The organism is Mycobacterium lentiflavum, assembly GCF_022374895.2.
Taxonomy (GTDB): Bacteria; Actinomycetota; Actinomycetes; order Mycobacteriales; family Mycobacteriaceae; genus Mycobacterium; species Mycobacterium lentiflavum.
Map to the genome: position 1 here is coordinate 4,603,025 of NZ_CP092423.2, position 17,418 is coordinate 4,620,442.

Annotated in this window: 21 protein-coding genes; 9 read left to right on the plus strand and 12 right to left on the minus strand. The window is 66.1% G+C overall.

Annotated elements, in window-relative coordinates:
* Nucleotides 1-153 precede the first annotated feature (153 nt).
* Entirely contained in the window at nucleotides 154-1,518 is a 1,365-nt protein-coding gene (locus MJO58_RS21335) for a flavin monoamine oxidase family protein (RefSeq protein WP_239720876.1), read from the plus strand.
* Nucleotides 1,519-1,678: 160 nt separating this feature from the next.
* Nucleotides 1,679-2,656: a GGDEF domain-containing protein gene (locus tag MJO58_RS21340; RefSeq protein WP_239723379.1), complete on the plus strand. Its 978-nt coding sequence runs from the start codon at nucleotides 1,679-1,681 to the stop codon at nucleotides 2,654-2,656.
* Here MJO58_RS21340 and MJO58_RS21345 read toward each other — a convergent pair.
* Entirely contained in the window at nucleotides 2,653-3,165 is a 513-nt protein-coding gene (locus MJO58_RS21345) for a DoxX family protein (RefSeq protein WP_090605649.1), read from the minus strand. The genes MJO58_RS21340 and MJO58_RS21345 overlap by 4 nt on opposite strands.
* A gap of 169 nt (nucleotides 3,166-3,334) precedes the next feature.
* Between MJO58_RS21345 and MJO58_RS21350 the strand changes: the two genes are divergently transcribed.
* Together MJO58_RS21350 and MJO58_RS21355 are read left to right on the plus strand one after the other, a co-directional pair.
* Nucleotides 3,335-4,945, plus strand: coding sequence for a pyruvate, phosphate dikinase (locus MJO58_RS21350; RefSeq protein WP_239723380.1), 1,611 nt, complete (start codon nucleotides 3,335-3,337; stop codon nucleotides 4,943-4,945).
* Nucleotides 4,942-5,547, plus strand: coding sequence for a MarR family transcriptional regulator (locus MJO58_RS21355; protein ID WP_090605652.1), 606 nt, complete (start codon nucleotides 4,942-4,944; stop codon nucleotides 5,545-5,547). Before MJO58_RS21350 ends, MJO58_RS21355 begins: the two co-directional genes overlap by 4 nt.
* A 6-nt stretch (nucleotides 5,548-5,553) precedes the next feature.
* On the opposite strand, the gene MJO58_RS21360 is transcribed toward MJO58_RS21355, so the two are convergent.
* The 3 genes from MJO58_RS21360 to MJO58_RS21370 all read right to left on the minus strand — a co-directional run bounded on the left by MJO58_RS21360 (nucleotide 5,554) and on the right by MJO58_RS21370 (nucleotide 8,301).
* A complete protein-coding gene (locus MJO58_RS21360; RefSeq protein WP_239720878.1) occupies nucleotides 5,554-6,795 on the minus strand; it encodes a WS/DGAT domain-containing protein in 1,242 nt (413 codons plus the stop codon).
* Nucleotides 6,796-7,698 (minus strand): alpha/beta fold hydrolase, encoded by a 903-nt coding sequence (locus MJO58_RS21365; RefSeq protein WP_239720880.1) that lies wholly within the window; start codon nucleotides 7,696-7,698, stop codon nucleotides 6,796-6,798.
* Between the two features lie 123 nt (nucleotides 7,699-7,821).
* Nucleotides 7,822-8,301, minus strand: coding sequence for a VOC family protein (locus MJO58_RS21370; RefSeq protein WP_239720881.1), 480 nt, complete (start codon nucleotides 8,299-8,301; stop codon nucleotides 7,822-7,824).
* Between the two features lie 89 nt (nucleotides 8,302-8,390).
* Between MJO58_RS21370 and MJO58_RS21375 the strand changes: the two genes are divergently transcribed.
* Complete coding sequence (locus tag MJO58_RS21375) at nucleotides 8,391-9,260, plus strand: alpha/beta fold hydrolase (RefSeq protein WP_090605665.1); 870 nt, start codon at nucleotides 8,391-8,393, stop codon at nucleotides 9,258-9,260.
* 8 nt (nucleotides 9,261-9,268) lie between these two features.
* Here MJO58_RS21375 and gnd read toward each other — a convergent pair whose 3' ends face one another.
* Nucleotides 9,269-10,297 (minus strand): phosphogluconate dehydrogenase (NAD(+)-dependent, decarboxylating), encoded by a 1,029-nt coding sequence (gene gnd, locus MJO58_RS21380; RefSeq protein ID WP_090605667.1) that lies wholly within the window; start codon nucleotides 10,295-10,297, stop codon nucleotides 9,269-9,271.
* Between the two features lie 23 nt (nucleotides 10,298-10,320).
* Nucleotides 10,321-11,718, minus strand: coding sequence for a glucose-6-phosphate dehydrogenase (locus MJO58_RS21385; protein ID WP_239720883.1), 1,398 nt, complete (start codon nucleotides 11,716-11,718; stop codon nucleotides 10,321-10,323).
* 123 nt (nucleotides 11,719-11,841) lie between these two features.
* On the opposite strand from MJO58_RS21385, the gene MJO58_RS21390 reads away from it, so the two are divergent.
* A complete protein-coding gene (locus MJO58_RS21390) occupies nucleotides 11,842-12,660 on the plus strand; it encodes an adenylate/guanylate cyclase domain-containing protein (RefSeq protein WP_090605673.1) in 819 nt (272 codons plus the stop codon).
* Here MJO58_RS21390 and MJO58_RS21395 read toward each other — a convergent pair.
* The gene (locus MJO58_RS21395) at nucleotides 12,627-12,812 is read right to left on the minus strand and encodes a hypothetical protein (RefSeq protein WP_090605676.1); all 186 of its coding nucleotides are present in this window, start codon (nucleotides 12,810-12,812) and stop codon (nucleotides 12,627-12,629) included. The genes MJO58_RS21390 and MJO58_RS21395 overlap by 34 nt on opposite strands.
* A 21-nt stretch (nucleotides 12,813-12,833) precedes the next feature.
* On the opposite strand from MJO58_RS21395, the gene MJO58_RS21400 reads away from it, so the two are divergent.
* The 3 genes from MJO58_RS21400 to MJO58_RS21410 are packed head-to-tail and all read left to right on the plus strand — an operon-like array spanning nucleotide 12,834 to nucleotide 14,695.
* On the plus strand, nucleotides 12,834-13,625 hold the full coding sequence (locus tag MJO58_RS21400; RefSeq protein WP_239720884.1) for an SDR family oxidoreductase: 792 nt from the start codon (nucleotides 12,834-12,836) through the stop codon (nucleotides 13,623-13,625).
* Between the two features lie 14 nt (nucleotides 13,626-13,639).
* Entirely contained in the window at nucleotides 13,640-14,011 is a 372-nt protein-coding gene (locus MJO58_RS21405; protein ID WP_090609548.1) for a carboxymuconolactone decarboxylase family protein, read from the plus strand.
* A gap of 3 nt (nucleotides 14,012-14,014) precedes the next feature.
* On the plus strand, nucleotides 14,015-14,695 hold the full coding sequence (locus MJO58_RS21410; RefSeq protein WP_239720885.1) for a guanylate cyclase: 681 nt from the start codon (nucleotides 14,015-14,017) through the stop codon (nucleotides 14,693-14,695).
* Here the strand turns inward: MJO58_RS21410 and MJO58_RS21415 are convergent.
* From MJO58_RS21415 to MJO58_RS21435, 5 genes are all read right to left on the minus strand, one after another.
* Complete coding sequence (locus tag MJO58_RS21415) at nucleotides 14,692-15,015, minus strand: putative quinol monooxygenase (protein WP_239720886.1); 324 nt, start codon at nucleotides 15,013-15,015, stop codon at nucleotides 14,692-14,694. The two genes, MJO58_RS21410 and MJO58_RS21415, sit on opposite strands and share 4 nt — an antisense overlap.
* A 368-nt stretch (nucleotides 15,016-15,383) precedes the next feature.
* Complete coding sequence (locus tag MJO58_RS21420) at nucleotides 15,384-15,926, minus strand: C40 family peptidase (RefSeq protein ID WP_239723382.1); 543 nt, start codon at nucleotides 15,924-15,926, stop codon at nucleotides 15,384-15,386.
* A 213-nt stretch (nucleotides 15,927-16,139) separates the two neighbouring features.
* Nucleotides 16,140-16,640, minus strand: a complete 501-nt coding sequence (locus MJO58_RS21425) for a nitroreductase/quinone reductase family protein (protein ID WP_239720887.1) — start codon at nucleotides 16,638-16,640, stop codon at nucleotides 16,140-16,142.
* Between the two features lie 160 nt (nucleotides 16,641-16,800).
* Nucleotides 16,801-16,956 carry a hypothetical protein gene (locus MJO58_RS21430; RefSeq protein WP_239720888.1) on the minus strand — a complete coding sequence of 52 codons (156 nt, stop codon included), beginning with the start codon at nucleotides 16,954-16,956 and terminating at the stop codon, nucleotides 16,801-16,803.
* A gap of 37 nt (nucleotides 16,957-16,993) precedes the next feature.
* Nucleotides 16,994-17,356: an Mtp family mycobacterial-type pilin gene (locus tag MJO58_RS21435; protein ID WP_090605693.1), complete on the minus strand. Its 363-nt coding sequence runs from the start codon at nucleotides 17,354-17,356 to the stop codon at nucleotides 16,994-16,996.
* Between the last annotated feature and the right edge of the window lie 62 nt (nucleotides 17,357-17,418).

Sequence of the window (17,418 nt, forward strand, 5' to 3'; positions counted from 1 at the left end):
ATTGTGGCCGGCCAACGCCTTTTGCATCGGCGTAAAAGACCGTCAGCGACGGCGGCCGGAATCGGTCCATGAATTCCGCGCGAACGGACTGCTGCCGGGTCGCGATCGGTGTAGTTTGCTGCTCAGCGAGGGCACGGCAACCGAGGAGCGGTCATGGCGGACGTCGATTATTGCGTGGTCGGAGCGGGTTTCGCGGGTTTGACGGCCGCGTTGCGGCTGAACCAAGCCGGGCACTCGGTGGCCTTGCTGGAGGCCCGCGACCGCGTCGGTGGTCGCACCTTCACCGTGACCCGCGACGACGGCGTATGGGTCGACCGCGGCGGCGCTTGGATCGGGCCGGGGCAGGACCGGATCTACGCGCTGATGCAAGAGTTTGGGGTGCCGGAGTACAAGCAGCACAACGACGGCGACGCCATGATGATCGTCGGCGGCAAAAAGCACCGCTACGGCGGCACCATCCCGTGGACGATGAGCCCGTGGGCGGTCGCCAACCTCGGGCTCGCCCTGGCCAGCATCGAGAAAATGGGCAAATCTCTTCCACGCGAAGCCCCGTGGGAGGCGAAGAAGGCCCACGAGTGGGACCGAATCAGCATCGGGCAGTGGATTGAAAAGAATTCCATGTCCTCCGAAGCCGCCGAGATGCTGGACATGGCCTTCGCCGGCCTCTACACCTCGGCCGCGTCGGAGACGTCGTTGCTATGGGGGTTGCTGCAGACGGCTTCGGCCGGCGGACTCACCTTCGCGATTTCGGGCAAGGGCGGCTCCCAGGATGCCCGCCCGGTCGGCGGCATGGGCGCCCTGCATCGCCCGATCGTCGCCGAACTCGGTGACGCGCTACACCTTTCGCAGCCGGTCCGGCAGATCAGCCAGGACGCCGACGGCGTGACGGTCACCGCGGCCGATCTGACGGTGCGGGCGCGGCGGGTCATCGTCGCGATCCCGCTGGCGGTCGCGACCTCGATCCTGTACGAGCCACTGCTCCCGGTGGACCGGACGTTCCTGCACCAGCGCATGGTGAGCGGCGCGGTGATCAAGACATCGGTCTTCTACGACGAGCCGTTCTGGCGCGCCGACGGACTATCCGGCCAGTCCGCCGCACCGGGCTCCCCGGCCTCTTTGACGATCGACGCCTGCACGGACACCGGGAACCCGGGCATCATGTGCGTCATCACCGAGGGGCCGGCTGCGCGCCGGCTCACACATCTCGACGAGGCCGAACAGCAAGAGATTCTGATCGGTCAGCTCGTCGATCGGTTCGGCAGTAAGGCCAAGGAGCCGCGAGAATTCCACCTGCAGAACTGGACCGTGGACCGTTACTCCGGGGGCGGGATGATCGGCCACGCCCCCACCGGCGTGCTGACCGAATACGGCTATACCCTGCGTCAACCGTGCGGTCGCATCCACTGGGCCGGAACCGAGAGTTCGGCCGTCATGTGCGGGTGGATCGACGGAGCGATTCGTTCCGGGGAGCGCGCCGCGACCGAGGTGGCCGCCGCCGAAACCGCCGCGGTCGGCTAGCCCCAGCACGCCTACCTGGTCAGCCCCGGCGTGCCCGCTCGACAGAGCAGTGCCACAATGGGCCGAATATCGGCATCACGGGGGCGTGACCAGGAGAGTTGACGGGATGGGTGTTAGCGTCCCAGGCCCGTTGGGTCGTCGATCCGCTCAGCGATATCGGCTGCGGCTACACGCCAGCGCCGGCAGCGGCTTCTACGCCAGGGAGCAACTTCGGCTGCTCCGAATCTACTTGGGCGGCACGACTTTTCTTTACACCTATGGCGTGACGTTCACTCTCTTTCCCATCCACAAGGGCCTGACCTACGCAAACCCGACCGGAGGCATCATCGCGGTCGTCCTCGGCGTCGCCGCACTGGTCTGGTTGGGCGTGCGTCCGGACCGGCCCGCGCCGGCGACCGCCGTTGCGATCGCGGCCACCCCGATCGTGATGGCCTTCCACATCTCGATCATCGCCGAGTTCGTCTGCCTGATCGCGCCGATCTTCCTGGCCATGTACCTGCGCGCCTTCCACTCCCCGCGTCGCGGGGGGATTCTGGTCGCCGTGCTGACCGGGGCGTGCGTCCTGGCTCTCGCGGTCGCACCGACGCCCAAGCTGGTGATCGACTACTTCATCTTCGTGATCGCCATCGTCGGTGCCGCCGAATCGTTCGGGTTGCTGATGCGAGCCCTGGTCGCGGCGGCGTGCACCGATCCCCTGACGCGTCTGCTCAACCGGGCGGGCTGGGAGATCGCCACGGCCGACCTGCTGGACCGCTCCCGTTCGGCGGCGATCACCATCACCGTCGTGGTGCTCGACATCGACAACTTCAAGACGATCAATGACACCCGCGGGCACTTGGCCGGCGACGAGCATCTGATCAGCCGGGCGGAATGCTGGCGAAAACTGGCGCCCGCCAATGCCGTTCTGGCCAGGCTCGGCGGCGACGAATTCGCGGTGTGTATCGCCGACGACGCGAACCTGGCACCGGGCAGTTCGGATCGGTTTGTCGCCGACGTCCGCCTGCACACCCCGGGCACCAGCATCGGCACCGCATCGCACAGCGCTGCGGGCGCCGACATCGCCGCGCTGTACGCAATCGCCGACGCGGCACTCTACGACGCCAAGCGCAAGAAGCTTCCGGGCGCGCTGGGGATCTAACCGGCTTGCTTGGCCGGCGGGCGGTAGAAGATCAGCAACTGGCCGATGGCGCCGGCCAGGCCGAGCACCACCGAGATCAGCAGGCCGTTCCAACCGATCAGCGGGTCGTTGATCCCGAAGATCGCCCAGTCCAGGCTGAGCCGGCCGGGGCCCAGCGTGGCGACCGCGATCGCGCTGATAGCCAGGACCAGGTTGTACTCCCAGCCCTCCTTGACGATGAAGAACCCGTTGTGGCGATGGACGGTCCAGGCCGCGACCAGCATCAGCGACACGAAGCCCGCCGCCGGGATCGGGGTGAGCAGCCCGGCCGCCAGCCCCAGCCCGGCGGCGATTTCGGTGGTGGCGGCCACGGTCGCGTGGAACTTGCCCGGCTTCATGCCGATGCTCTCGAACCAGCGCGCGGTGCCCGGTATCCGGCCGCCGCCGAAGAACTTGTTGTAGCCATGTGCGGCCAATGTCACGCCCAGCACCAGCCGCAGGATCAGTAATCCGACGTCATAGGGAGTCATACGTGCAAACCTAGATCATCGGCCGGACCGGATAACAGCAGCGGTGAGCGGCTGTGGCCGCCGATCAGTGTGGGAACATAGCGGGCGTTCCCGCGTACGCCGAACCAGCAGAGCCAGGAGGGGGTGCACCACGGCGCGTATCGCACGAGGCAACAGCACTCCCGAGAGTATCGGGCATGCCGCCACCTCCACCGACCACACCGTGGTGTTGCTGAACGGCGACGCGGACCATCCGCGGCAGATCCTGGGCAACAAGGGCCACGGCATCGAGGTCATGCGTCGGCACGGCCTGCCGGTGCCCCCCGCGTTCTGCATTACCACCGAGGTGGGTCTGCGTTATCTGGCCGAGCCCGCGGCGACGCTGAACGCGATCTGGGACGACGTACTGGACCGGATGAAGTGGTTGGAGACCGAAACCTCCCGCACGTTCGGCCGGGGCCCGCGGCCGCTGTTGGTCAGTGTGCGCTCGGGCGCCACCCTGTCCATGCCCGGCATGATGGACACGATCCTCAACGTGGGCCTCAACGACGAAGTGATGCGGGCGCTGGCCGCATCGGGGGCCGAGAAGTTCGCCCAAGACACCCGGCTGCGATTCACCGATATGTATCACCGCATTGTCGGCGGAGAATCGCAATCCGTTCCGTCCGACCCGTACGCGCAGCTGCGCGCGGGCATCGAGGCGGTGTTCGCGTCGTGGAATTCGCCGCGCGCGGTTGCCTACCGCGACCACTACGGCCTCGACGATCGCGGCGGTACCGCGGTGGTGGTACAGGCCATGGTGTTCGGCAACCTCGGTGCCAATTCCGGTGCCGGAGCGTTCTTCTCACGCAACCCGATCACCGGCGCCAACGAACCCTTCGGCGAATGGCTGCCCGGCGGTCAGGGCGACGACGTCGTCTCGGGGTTGGTCGACGTCGAACCGATCACCGCGCTGCGCGACGAGCAGCCGACGGTCTACCACGAGCTGATGGACGTCGCCCGCACCCTGGAGCGGCTCGGGTCCGACGTGCAGGAGATCGAGTTCACCGTCGAAGCGGGCAAACTCTGGCTGCTGCAGACCCGGGCGGCCGAGCGCTCGGCGCAGGCCGCGGTGCGATTGGCGCTGCAGCTACATCGCGAGGGACTCATCGACGCCACACAGACATTGCGTCGAGTGACCCCGGCGCACGTCGAAGCCCTGCTACTGCCCGCGCTGCAACCGGAAATGCGTTTGGCTGCACCGCTTTTGGCCAAAGGGCTGCCCGCGTGTCCGGGTGTGGTGTCGGGCAAGGCCTATACGCAGGTCGAGGAGGCGCTCGAGGCCGCCGACCGGGGCGAGCAGGTGATCCTGGTGCGCGACCACACCCGGCCCGAAGACGTGATGGGCATGCTGGCCGCCCACGGCATCGTCACCGAGATCGGCGGGGCCGCCAGCCACGCGGCAGTGGTCAGCCGCGAACTCGGCCGGGTGGCCGTAGTCGGCTGCGGCAACGGAGTGGCGGCAACGCTGGCCGGCAAGCAGATCACCGTCGACGGTCACGAAGGCGAAGTGCGCGAAGGCAATCTGGCCCCGACCTCGTGGTCGCAGACCGATACGCCCGAACTACGCGAACTCGCCGAACTGGCGCGACGGATCAGCCCACTACGCGCGCACGCCAGCGGCGACCATCCCAGGTTGGATGACACCTCCGACGCCGCGGTGCGCACCGCCCTGGAAAGCGGTCGTACCGACGTGCTTTCGGCCTCTCCACTGATCGTCATGCTGGCCGCGCTGCGATTGTCGAGCCAGGACGCGCCATGACCGAACTGGCCGTGCTGCAAGCAGTCCGGCTGAAGGGTCGCGTTAGTCCGGCCGATCTGAGCGCCACGCTAAACCAGGACGTCGGCGATGTCGCCGAACGGCTGACCGCGTCGGGCTTGCTCGTCGGCACGGCGACGTTGCGGATCAGCCAAAGCGGCCGCGACCGTCTGGACGCGCTGCTCACGCAGGAGCGCAACGGTATTGACGAGGCGGCGATTACCGCCGCTTACGACGACTTCCGAAGCGTGAACACCGATTTCAAGGCCGTGGTCACCGATTGGCAGCTCAAAGGCGGCCCCGCCGGAGAACCCAACGCGCATGACGACGTCGAGTACGACGCGGCGGTGTTGGCGCGCCTGGACGGCGTGCACGCCCGGGTGTTGCCGATCATCGAGGCTGTCGCGGCCCAGCTGCCGCGGTTGAAGGCGTACTCGGTGAAATTGGTTGCGGCACTGGACAAAGTCAAGTCGGGCGACATCGCCTGGCTGACCCGGCCGCTGGTCGACTCGTACCACACGGTGTGGTTCGAATGGCATGAGGAGCTGATCGGCGCCGCCGGGCTGAGCCGCGAGGATGCCGCGAGATCCGGTGATGCGCAGTAACCCTGGCTACAACGCGGCGTCGAGTAATTCCAGGTAGGCGTCGACGTCGGCGAGGACGGAGTCCGCCGTGTGGACGCTGATCGCAATGGTCTCGCCGATGCCGTGCACTCCGTGCGTCAGACCCATCGACGGGGACAGTCCCGGATAGCCGGCCGTCAGCACCACCCGCGCGTTTCCGAACCGCAGATCGGCGGGCCCGCGGTTGACGCTGGATACCACGGTGTTGCCCAGCACCTGCGCGGGCCGGGCGTCGGAGTTGAATCGTGAGACGCCCCAACGCAGTAGCGGGGCGGGTACTGCCGCGAATGCCCGGTCGCCCGCCCGCGTCGCCGGATGTTCGAATCGGCGCCGGCCGTTGGCCAGGTCGGTGGCGATCCGATCCAGCCGCGCATCCAGTTCCAGCCGTGGATAGAGTCCGACGACGACGTTGCCGAAGTGGTTATTCGCCTGCGGTACACCGGGTTTAGCCATCGGGATCTCCGCGCCCAACGAATCTGTCGGGGCGGGAAGCAACCGCGACAACGCGGTCGAAACGGCAGCGAGCACCGCGACCGTGACGCTGGGCCCACGTAGCTGCGAGCGGTGGCGCACCAGTGTGCGCATCGAACGGACACCGTCGGGGCGGGCATTGGTGGCAAGCGGCGGGCGAGTCCCGGCCCCCGGTACCAGCAGCCCCGCCCGGGTATCGCGGACCAGCCCGCGATGGCTCCAGGCCGCCTGGGCGGCTCGCCACGCGAAGATGCCCGGCCACCGCCGTGGCACCTCGGGCACCGGGGCCTCCCGGCCGAACAACCAGCCCGCCAGCGCCGCGCCGCGAACGCCATCGGCAAGCGCGTGCGGCGCCTGCAGCACCGCCACGGCACCCGGGTCGTCGGCACCCGGAATGCCGCGCACCGGCGTGAACACGTGCACCCGCCAGGGCATCCGGCGAAGGTCCAGCTGGCTATCGGCCCAGCCGGCGACCTCCGACAGGCAGGCCTGCCAACTGTGATCCGCCAGGTCGTGGCGCACCACCTGATCGGGCGTCACCGTGGTGGGAACCCACCGCGGATACGTCAGGGAACACCCATCCTCGACCCGCAGCCTCAGCGCGGGGCACGCCCGAGCCCGACGCCGGACCCCCTCGAGAGCACCGTCCACGTCGGCGGGTTCGCCCTCGAATGCGTAGAGCAGGAACTCGTCGCTGGGGACTTTGGCCGACATCCAGTAGAACTGCGCATCGACGGCCGCCATTCGGCGCGCAGTCATTCAGGCGGGTGAGCCGATGAAAGCCAGCACCCGCTCGGCGATTCTCTCGGGCTGTTCAAGCTGCAGGAAGTGCCCGGCGTGATCGATGATCGCCACATCGCTGCCGGCGGGCAGCACCTTTTCGGTCCAATGCGCGAAAGCCGCAGTCATACAACCGTCGTCGCGGCCGTGCAGATACAGCGACGGCAGGATCGGCGCCTCGGTCCACAGCCGGTTCAGTTCGGCGTACCGCTGCGGCGGCCGGGTGTTGCGAAGCGTGGCGCGGTAGGTCCCCAGCGCCGCGCGCCAGCTTTCCGGTGTTCCGATGGCGGCGTCGACGTGGCGCAGGTCCTCCTCGGCGCCGCGATAACCGGGAGACCACCGCCGCCACAACCGCGGCAGCACCCAGGACGCGGATCGCTCAGGCAGGAAAGGCAATTGGAAGTAGAACATGTACCAGCTGCGCAGCAGCTGACGAGGAATCTGGCGGGCCAGCCGGCCCCGCTCGCTCACCTGGCCGCGGAACGCGGCCGAGACCGGTACCGACATGATCACGGCCTTGGCGAACGGGCTGTTGGGCATCGCGGCCAGACCGGTGGCCGCCAGTGCGCCCCAGTCGTGTCCGATCACCACGTCGCGGTCGGTGCCGCCGGCGGCCGCACGCACCCGCAGCGCGTCGTCCATGATCGCGCCGACGTGATAGCTGCCGTCGTCGGGAATGGACGACGGCGCGTACCCCCGCATGAACGGTGCGACGACCCGCCAGCCGGCCGCGGCAAGGAGCGGGGCCAACTTGCGCCAGCCATAGGCGGTGTCGGGGAAGCCGTGCAGACACAAGGCGATCGGGGCGTCGGCTGGGCCCCAGGTGAGCGCCTTGAGGTCCGCGGGAGGGCCCGGCACGTCGATCCACCGCGGCTCGGTCATCTCGGGTAGTCCGCCATGTTCACTCCTGTTCGGCGCGTCCGCACGGACCAACCTAACGCGTGCGGTCCGGACTGCACCGACCGGAGCCGAAGAACGGCTAAAGCTGCACGGCATCAAAGGTTTTCAGTTCGATGCTTGCGCGGCCGCACGCTCGAGGTCGGCGATGATGATCTTACGCATGCCGTACATCGCCTGGGTCGCGGCCGTCGCACGGGCCGGATCGGGATGGCTCACCAGCTCGTAAAGCCGGATCGGGACGACCTGCCAACTCAGGCCGAAGCGGTCCTTGCACCAACCGCACTGCGATTCCTCGCCACCGTCGGTCAACCGGTCCCAGTAGTAGTCGACTTCGTCCTGGTCCTTGCATTCGATCGTGAAGGACACCGCCTCGCTGAAGGTGAAGTGCGGACCTCCGTTGATCCCGATGAAGCGGGTGCCGTCCAGCACAAAGGTGCCCGACAGCACCGAGCCGGGTTCGCCGGGTCCGGCGTCGGTGCACCGGTTGAATTCCTCGATTCGCGAGTTCGGGAACACCGAGATGTAGAACGTCGCCGCTTCCTCCATGTTGTGGTCAAACCACAGTGAGGGCGTGATCGATGGCATGGGCGTCTCCTCCGTTGTCGGGCGGTCGTCCCACGGATAGACCCCGGCGACCGCGAGAACTCATCGAGCCACTATGTAACGTCAGATCGATGAGCACCGTGAGCAGCAGTCCCCAGACCGTCAAGTTCGCAGGTGTGGACGGTATCGGCCTGGTCGCCGACGAATGGAACCGCGACGCTGCGATCGCGGGCCGACCGTCGATCCTGATGCTGCACGGCGGTGGCCAGAACCGATTTTCCTGGAAGAACACCGGCCAGGTCCTGGCCGACGCGGGCTACCACGTCGTCGCGCTGGACAGCCGCGGGCACGGCGACAGCGACCGCGCGCCTCGAGCCGACTACGCGATCGAAACCCTGATGGCCGACGTCTTGCACGTCCTCGACGCCATCGGAGGCCCGGTGGTGCTGATCGGCGCCAGCATGGGTGGCCTGACCGGCATCCTGGTCGCCGACAGCGCGGGACCGCAGCAGGTGACGGGATTGGTGCTGGTCGACGTGGTGCCGCGATACGAGAAGACCGGCAGCGCCCGCATCCGGGATTTCATGTTGACCAACCTGCATGGCTTCGGCTCTCTTGAGGAGGCCGCCGACGCCGTCTCCGCCTATTTGCCGTACCGGGAGAAACCGCGCAGCCCCGAAGGTCTGAAGAAGAACCTGCGACTGCGTGACGGGCGCTGGTACTGGCACTGGGATCCGGCCTTCATGACCGCACCCGGGGACGACCCGGAGCTGCGCACCGAGCACTTCGAGCAGGCCGCGGCCGATCTCAAGATTCCGGTCCTGTTGATCCGCGGCAAGCTCTCCGACGTCGTCAGCCCCGAAGGCGTCAAGCACTTCCTGGCGACGGTTCCGCGCGCGGAGTTCGTCGAGTTGTCCGACGCCGGGCACACCGCGGCCGGCGACGACAACGACGCCTTCAGCGACGTCGTGGTGGAGTTCGTCAAGCGGCTGACAGGCTAACCCCCCGGTCAGCCACCGACTCCCGGTTTCTCCGCGTGGCCGCCGAACTGCTTGCGCATCGCCGACAGCGCCTTGTTGGCGAAGTCGTCGAGGCTGCGTGACGCGAAGCGGGACTGCAACGCGGTGGTGAGCACCGGTGCGGGCACGCCCTCGTCGATCGCCGCGATCGCCGTCCAGCGGCCCTCCCCGGAATCGGAGACCCGGCCGGAAAACTCCGACAGCGTGGGCGATTCGTGCAACGCGATCGCGGTCAGATCCAACAGCCAGGAGCCGACGACGCTGCCCCGGCGCCACACCTCGGCGATGTCGGCAATGTCGAAGTTGTACTGGTAGCACTCGGGATTGGACAGTGGCGCGGTTTCGGCATCGCCCTTTTCGATACGCGTTCCGATATCGGCATTGCGGAGGATGTTGAGGCCCTCGGCGAGCGAGGCCATCATCCCGTACTCGATGCCGTTGTGCACCATCTTCACGAAGTGCCCGGCCCCGGATGGACCACAGTGCAGGTAGCCCTTCTCCGGTTGCGCGACCTCGCCGTCGCGGCCCGGCGTGCGCGGCGCCGCATCGACCCCGGGCGCGATGGTCTTGAAGAGCGGCTCGGCGTGCTCGAAGGCGTAGTCGTCACCGCCGATCATCAGGCAGTAGCCACGCTCGCGGCCCCAGACTCCCCCGCTGGTTCCACAATCGATGAGGTGAATCCCTTTCTCGGCCAATAGCTTTGAGTGCCTGAGATCGTCGCGGTAGTAGGAGTTACCGCCGTCGATCACGATGTCCCCGGACTCGAGAGTGCCGGCCAGCTCCTCGATCACCGACGTGGTGATGTTGCCCGCGGGCACCATGACCCAGACGACCCGTGGGGCGGTCATTTTCTCGGCCAGCTCGGCAACCGAGTACGCCGCGGTCATCCCCTTCTCGCTGGCCAGCGTCTTGACGACTTCCTTGTCGTGGTCGTAGACGAAGCCCTCGTGGCCGCCGTCGACGACACGACGGATGATGTTGGCGCCCATCCGGCCCAGGCCGATCATTCCGAGCTGCATTTCTGGTCTCCTTACTGTCCCGACTACGTTTGTGGAGGGAACCACGGGTCTTGCCAATGGTGGTGACCGCGGACTAACGCCTGCGCGGCCTCGGGCCCCCAGGACCCGGGCTCGTAGGGGTGGGTTTCGCCCGGCTTGTCGAGCAGCGGCTGGACGATGCGCCACGTCTGTTCGATGCTGTCTTCCCGCGCGAAAAGCGTGCGATCGCCGGTCAGCGCGGCGTGCAGCAACAGCTCGTAGGGTCCCTCGGCTTCACCCAGGTCGGTGGCGAACAACGAGTCCAGATGGACGTCGTGCCATTCACCATCGGCTTGGGCGGACAACTGCAGTCGCATCCCCGGCTCGGGATCGATGCGCAGCACGATCTGATTGGGCTCGGCCGTCCTGCGGTGCGGCAGGAAGGCCAGCTGCGGAACGCGGCGCAGAAACAGCCGTACCTCGGTGACCTTCTCCGGCAACGACTTACCGGCCCGCAGGAAGATCGGCACCCCGGACCAGCGCCAGTTGTCGATCTCGGTCCGCAGCGCGATGAAGGTCTCGGTCTGCGAATCCTTCGCCACCCCAGGGACATCGGTGTAGCCGTGGTACTGACCGCGTACGCAATGTTCGGGATCCAGCGCCGGGATCGCGCGGAACACCTCGGACTTTTTGTCGTTGAGGTCATCGGCGGTACCGCCGACCGGCGGCTCCATCGCCACCATCGCGAGGACCTGCAGCAGATGGTTTTGCACCACGTCGCGCAGCGTGCCGACCGCGTCGTAGAACCTGCCCCGGTCCTCAACGCCGAAGTTCTCGGCCATCGTGATGTGAATCTCCGACACGTTCTGGCGATCCCACAGCGCGGCCAGCGCCTGATTGGCGAACCGGAGGCATTCGAGCTCGACCACGGGCTGCTTGCCCAAGAAGTGATCCACCCGCAGGATCTGGTCTTCCTCCAGCACCGCGTGCAACCGTTCGTTGAGTTCGCGCGCGGATTCCAGGTCATGGCCGAAGGGCTTTTCCACCGCGACGCGTGCCCGCGCCACCAGACCCTCTCGACCGAGGTTCTCGACGATCGTCGCGAACAACGCGGGCGGCATCTCGAGGTAGTACAGCGGGCGATAGTCCGAACCGATCATCTCGGCCAGCCGGTGGTAGAGGTCGCGGTCGGTGACGTCGCCGTGAATGTAGTCCAAGCGATTAGCCAGTCGATCGAACACCTCGTCGTCGATGGTCTCCCCGGCGTCGTTGATTGCCGCGCGAGCCCGCGCGACGAGGTCCTCGACACTGATGTCGTCGCTCGCCACACCCAGGATCGGGCAGTCGAGTAGGTTGCGGCGCTCGAGCCGATACAGCGCCCTAAACGTCATCTTGCGGGCCAGATCGCCGGTAATTCCAAAGATCACCAGCAGGTTGGACGAATCACCACCGTCGTCGGCCAAGATCGAACCTCCCAAAAGTCACCAGTCGGTTCACTTGAGATTCACTACCCGGGGGTGATCGCACTCAACCCTAGACACTGCGGATAGGGCCGACAACCGGAAGCCGTCGCGCGCTTTGCAAGGATGCGTTACGTGGGTGATGCACTGCATATCGCGGTCTACGTCCTGGCCGGAGTTGCCGTGGTCGAAGCCTGCGCACTCGGGGTGATGTGGAGGTTGCTCGTTCGTAGCCGCGAGGAAGCCGAGGAGTTAAGGCAACGTGCCGACGCCCGCAATTGGCTGATATCCGGTGGTCGCGAGGCCGTCAAGACGATGTGGAACACCGCCAACGTGATGCGCAAGGAGGGCTTCGGCGCGGCGGTGCGCAGCAGCATAGAAGACCTTGCCGACTGGGCCGAAGTCGAGCGGCCCGATCTCGCCCGAGTCACTCCCGACGGGCGGGTGGTGATTCTGTTCTCCGACATCGAGGAGTCCACCGCCCTCAACGAGCGGATCGGCGACCGCGCCTGGGTCAAGCTGATCAGCTCGCACGACAAGCTCGTCTCGGGGTTGGTGAAGCGCCACTTCGGCCATGTGGTCAAGAGCCAGGGCGACGGCTTCATGATCGCCTTCGCCCGCGCCGAACAGGCGGTACGGTGTGGCATCGACCTTCAGCACGAGCTGCGCCGTGACGCAAAACGCAAGCGGCACGAGGAGATTCGGGTGCGGATCGGCATCCACATGGGCCGCTCGGTGCGTCGCGGCGATGATCTGTTCGGGCGCAATGTCGCGATGGCGGCGCGAGTCGCGGCTCAAGCCGTCGGCGGCGAGATCCTGGTGAGCGAGCCGGTGCGAGACGCGCTGCGCGACTGTGACGACATCTGGTTCGACGAGGGCCGCAACGTCGAGTTGAAGGGTTTTTCCGGCAGTTATCGATTGTTCGCCGTGGAGTCCTCGCGCTGAATATCGGACTCGGCCAGCCGCTGGTGCAGCCGGGAGCGGATTTCGTCAGGGGTGTAAGCCCGGCGTTTGCGTTGATCACGCACCACCAGCGCGCCCCCGGCGACGACACCGGCAACGCCGGCCAGGCCGACCCACTTCCAAATGCTGCGCATAGTTGACACGCTATTACCGCCATGGAAACCCTTCGCGACAAGGTCGCCGTCATCACCGGAGCGGCCAGCGGCATCGGCCGCGCCATCGCCTACACCTTGGCCGATCGGGGCGCCCGAATCGTGGCGGTCGACCGCGACGACGAAGGTGTCCAGCGCCTCGCCGAGGAGCGGGGCTCCGCGGTCGCGCCGCATCGCGCCGACGTGTCGGATCCCGAAGCGTTCGAAGGCATTCGGGATGCGACCCTGCAGCGGTTCGGCCGGGTCGACATCGTGGTTAACAACGTCGGTGTCCTGACAAACGGCCTGCCACAAGACATTCCCGCGGCGGAATGGCTACGCATCCTCGACATCAATCTGATGTCGGTGGTCCGCAGCAACGCCGCGTTCCTGCCGCTGCTGCTGGATCAGGGCAGCGGGCATCTGGTCAACACCGCGTCGTTCGCCGGACTCTTCACCTACTCCTACGACCGGATGCCGTACGCGGCGACCAAAGCCGCGATAGTACAGATCAGCGAAGGGCTGGCAATCTACTTGCGGCCCAAGAACATTGGTGTCACCTTGCTGTGCCCAGGGCCAGTGCTGACGAATATCGCGGCCGACGTGCCGACCTTCGGCGGCGGCGCGCCACTGCGCATTCCCGGCAACCAGTTCGACTTGGTCGACCCGGCGATCGTCGGGGACCTGGTCGCTGATGCGATCCTGCACAACCGGTTCTTCGTGCCCACTCATCCGCAAGTGGTCGAGGAGTTGCGCCGACGCCTCGAGGACTGGGATGGCTACATCGACTACCAGATCTCCCGAAAACCCTTATGAAAGGTGATAACCCGATGACCGATGCGCGCGCTCAGGGCCTGGAAGTCTTCAAGGAGATGCTGCCGGGCCTGATCCCGGACAACGCCACCAGCCTGCGTGACGACGGCGTTGCCGGCGAACTCCTCGAGCTGGGTCTCGAGCATGTCTTCGGATCGCTATGGACGCGGCCCGGATTGGATCGCCGCTCGCGCAGCCTGGTCACTCTGGGCGCGCTGATCGCGCTGCGCGCCTCGGAGGAACTGAAGGCCCATTTCCCGATCGCGGTGCGCAACGGGCTGACCATCGAGGAAATCGGCGAGGTGATCTACCACATGAGCGGATACGCGGGTTATCCGGCGGCCGCCAATGCGCGCGCTGTCGCGCGTGAAGTGCTGGCGAACTCCTAAGCCATGCTCACCCTTGACCAGGCGTTGATCGAGACCCGAACCGGAGACCTCTGGTTGTTCCGCGGCAAGACCGGGCCCGACCGGGCGATCCAGACGTTGACGAACAGTCCGGTGAACCACGTCGGCATGACCGTGGCCATCGACGACCTGCCGCCGCTGATCTGGCATGCCGAACTCGGCGACAAGCTCGCCGACATGTGGACCGGTACCAACCATCGCGGCGTGCAGCTCAACGATCTGCACCAGGCGGTCCTGCAGTGGAACGAGCGCTACCAGCAGCGCTGCTGGCTACGCCAGCTCACGCCGCATCCCAGCCGCGAACAAGAGGACAAACTGCTACGGGTGATCGCACGGATGGACGGCACCGCGTTTCCGACCACCGCGCGCCTGACCGGCCGGTGGTTTCGTGGCCGGCTCCCGACCATTTACGACTGGACAAAGGGAATCCCTTTCGTAGACAAGAAGGTTCGAGAGTCCACACAGCGACGCAAGGAAAGGCAACGCATGGGCCTGGAAACGGCGTACTGCGCGGAGACGGTGGCGATCACCTACGAGGAAATGGGATTGCTCAGCACCGAGAAGTACTCGAACTACTTTGACCCGGGCTCGTTCTGGAGTGGCGACACACTTCCTTTGGCGCCGGGGTATGCGCTAGGCGAAGAAATCGAAGTGGCCGTTGGCTAGTCGACCGACATCTCCCCCATCTCCGACCAGCCTGTCGCGTCGATCGTCTGACTGATGATCTTGGGTGTGGACCTCAGCGCCTGCGGGAGCTCCTGCATCGCCTGTTTGAAGTGATCGCTGTTGACGTGGACGCCGCCGGCGTCACCGTCGCGGAACGCCTCGACCAAGACGTACTCTGCCGGGTTCTCCAAGCTGCGCGACCACTCGAACCACAGGTTGCCCGCTTCGGCGCGGGTAGCCGCGGTGAAGGAGGCAACCAGGTCCGGCCAGCGGTCGGCCCAGTCGGGCTTGGTTTCGAACTTGACGACGATGAAGATCATTGCGGTCCCCGCTCGTGCTCGCAGCTCCCAGTGCGCCTGCCTGCCCGTCCTCGACGAGCAGCGCCAGGATATCGGGCTGCCTGGGCGTGCGTTGTGACGAAAGTGGCATTCCGGGTCCGTGTGACCGCCGTTTCACCGCGATAGCAAAGTCCGCCTAGAGGTCTTAATCGACTCCCAGGCGGACTTTGGTTTTGCGCTAATCGCATTTGCGCCGATGCACGGTCAGATGTGATACAGCCCACAGCGATGTGGTTTTATCGACTATTTCACTGACGCTCACTTATGCCACGCGCGCAACGCGATCAGTGTGATCCATGTCGCAGTCCTCCCTGCGATATTAGATAACGCGTGCACCATCCGATTCTTTATCAACTTGGAATTCCGGGATCGCCGGGCGGAGGCAATTCCGGGGCCGGCGGAGGCGGCATATCGGGTGCGATCGAACCAACCAAAACAGGCGGCGCGTCGGGCGGCGGCGGCGGTGCGTCCGGCGGCGGAGGCGGCAGACCGGGCAGCCCCATGGGTGCGCCGTCACCGTCCGCAGGCATCGGCAAAAACATGTGGTGGGTGAATCCGGGCTGGTAAGCGCCAGCACCACCGACGTGGACCCCGCCACGCTCGCCGCTGGACACCGGCGTGCCGTCCGGCAGAGTCACGGCCGTGTGGCCACCGTTCCAGCCGACAACCAACGCATTGGGAGCCGTTCCATATTGAAAGCCCCGTGCCAATAGCGCGGCTTCTTCATTTCCAGTATTAAATCGGTTTCCATAAACCGGTCTGTCGGTCGCGGCGTTGACAACCCACGAGACCAGCCCCGAACAATCGGTACCAGCAGGAGAATCTCCACCCACAATATAGGGCGTCCCGGATACCTGATTGATCAGCGACATCAACGATGCAAGAACAATCATGCGGAGGGACACTAGCAACAGGGTAGTTAGCAAGCCAAAATTTGTGGTGCGCGTCACGTGTCGATTAAATAATGGCCTGCACCGCACTACAGCAAATAAGTCACGAGGATGCACATTTCCCGAAACGGGTTTACGTGAACTCGCGAGTTGGTTGGACCATCGCCCGGTCGGTGTCGGCCAGCCCGCGCCGCGCGCGGGCGCAGTCCGCGAGGTCTAAGCCGGCTTGAGTCGGAAGACCGGAATCCGTCGCCCGAGGGCGGCGGCGTTGACGCGGTAGTCGGCGTAGTTGACGCAGACGTGCTCGGCAAGCGCGTACAGGCGCTCGTAGTCGTCGGGATCGGTGACCTCCACCGCGACGAAGTTCTCGTCGCCGAGTCGGCATTCCGGATGCGCCTTCAGGTTGTGGTACCACTGCGGATTCTTGGGCTGCCCCAGGTACGAGGCGACCAAGATCGCGTCGGGACCGTCATGGAAGTAGGCGAGTTGGTGCTCGCGCGGCTGGCCCGACTTGGCGCCCGTGCTGATCAAGGGTGCCGAAGAAAGTCCGCCCAGGATGGAGGGGTAGCGCCCGCCCGTGACGCGATACAGCCACGGGTCGATGTGCCAGAACAGGTGTCGCGCCATGAAGCCACCGGTCCGCGAGCGTCCGAAGCGTTCCAACACCCGATACCAGCGGCCGTACTCCACGGTCGGGTCGACATAGCGCAGCGCCATGCGGCGACTCTACTCATCGGCCCGGTAGGGTCCTTCTCGCCTGCCGCATCACTGCTGGCACGGTGCTCGGCAGATCCACCCGACTTCTGGCGAAGCCACGAATCGCGCGCCAGAACGACCAAATCTGGCAAGGCGTAGGGACTTTCGGCATCCAGGCCAGCTATTCCTTGGGTTCGTCGGTGACGAGGACGCCGCGTAGTCGCCGGGCCGGCTGGATACCAATGTAGCTGTGCGGGTTGGTATTACGCGTCATGTAGTAGATCGACTGGTACTCCCGTACCGCGAACTCGACGTGATTGACACCTCGCCACCGCATCACGCCTCCCCAGGAAGGCCTGAACGCCGCTGGTCTGCTAGACCGGCGTCCATATCCCGTTGTTGAAGAATCCCCACACACCGGTGGTTGGGTTCCACATCAAATGCGCCTGGGGGGCCCAGGCCGGCGGTGGCGGGGCCGGCGGCGCCCACGGCGGCGGAGGTCCCCAGGGGCCCCAACCCGCCGGGGCCGGACCTTGCCAGTCGTGGCACTGATTCCAGTCCCAGTGATAGTTGGTGCCCCAGGCCGGATCCCATTGCTGACCAGGGCACCAGTGGTTGGTTGGCGGCAGAGCAGGGGTGGCCCGGGCCACCCCAGCGGCGAGGCCCACCGCGGACAACGCCATCGCCGCACCGGCCGCCAGTCGAACCCACGGACCGGTCCGCTTTACCGTTGCCATCTCCTAAGAATGGTCGGCCCGCGCCGACACCGCTAGACGTTGAACCGGAATTCGGCCGGGAT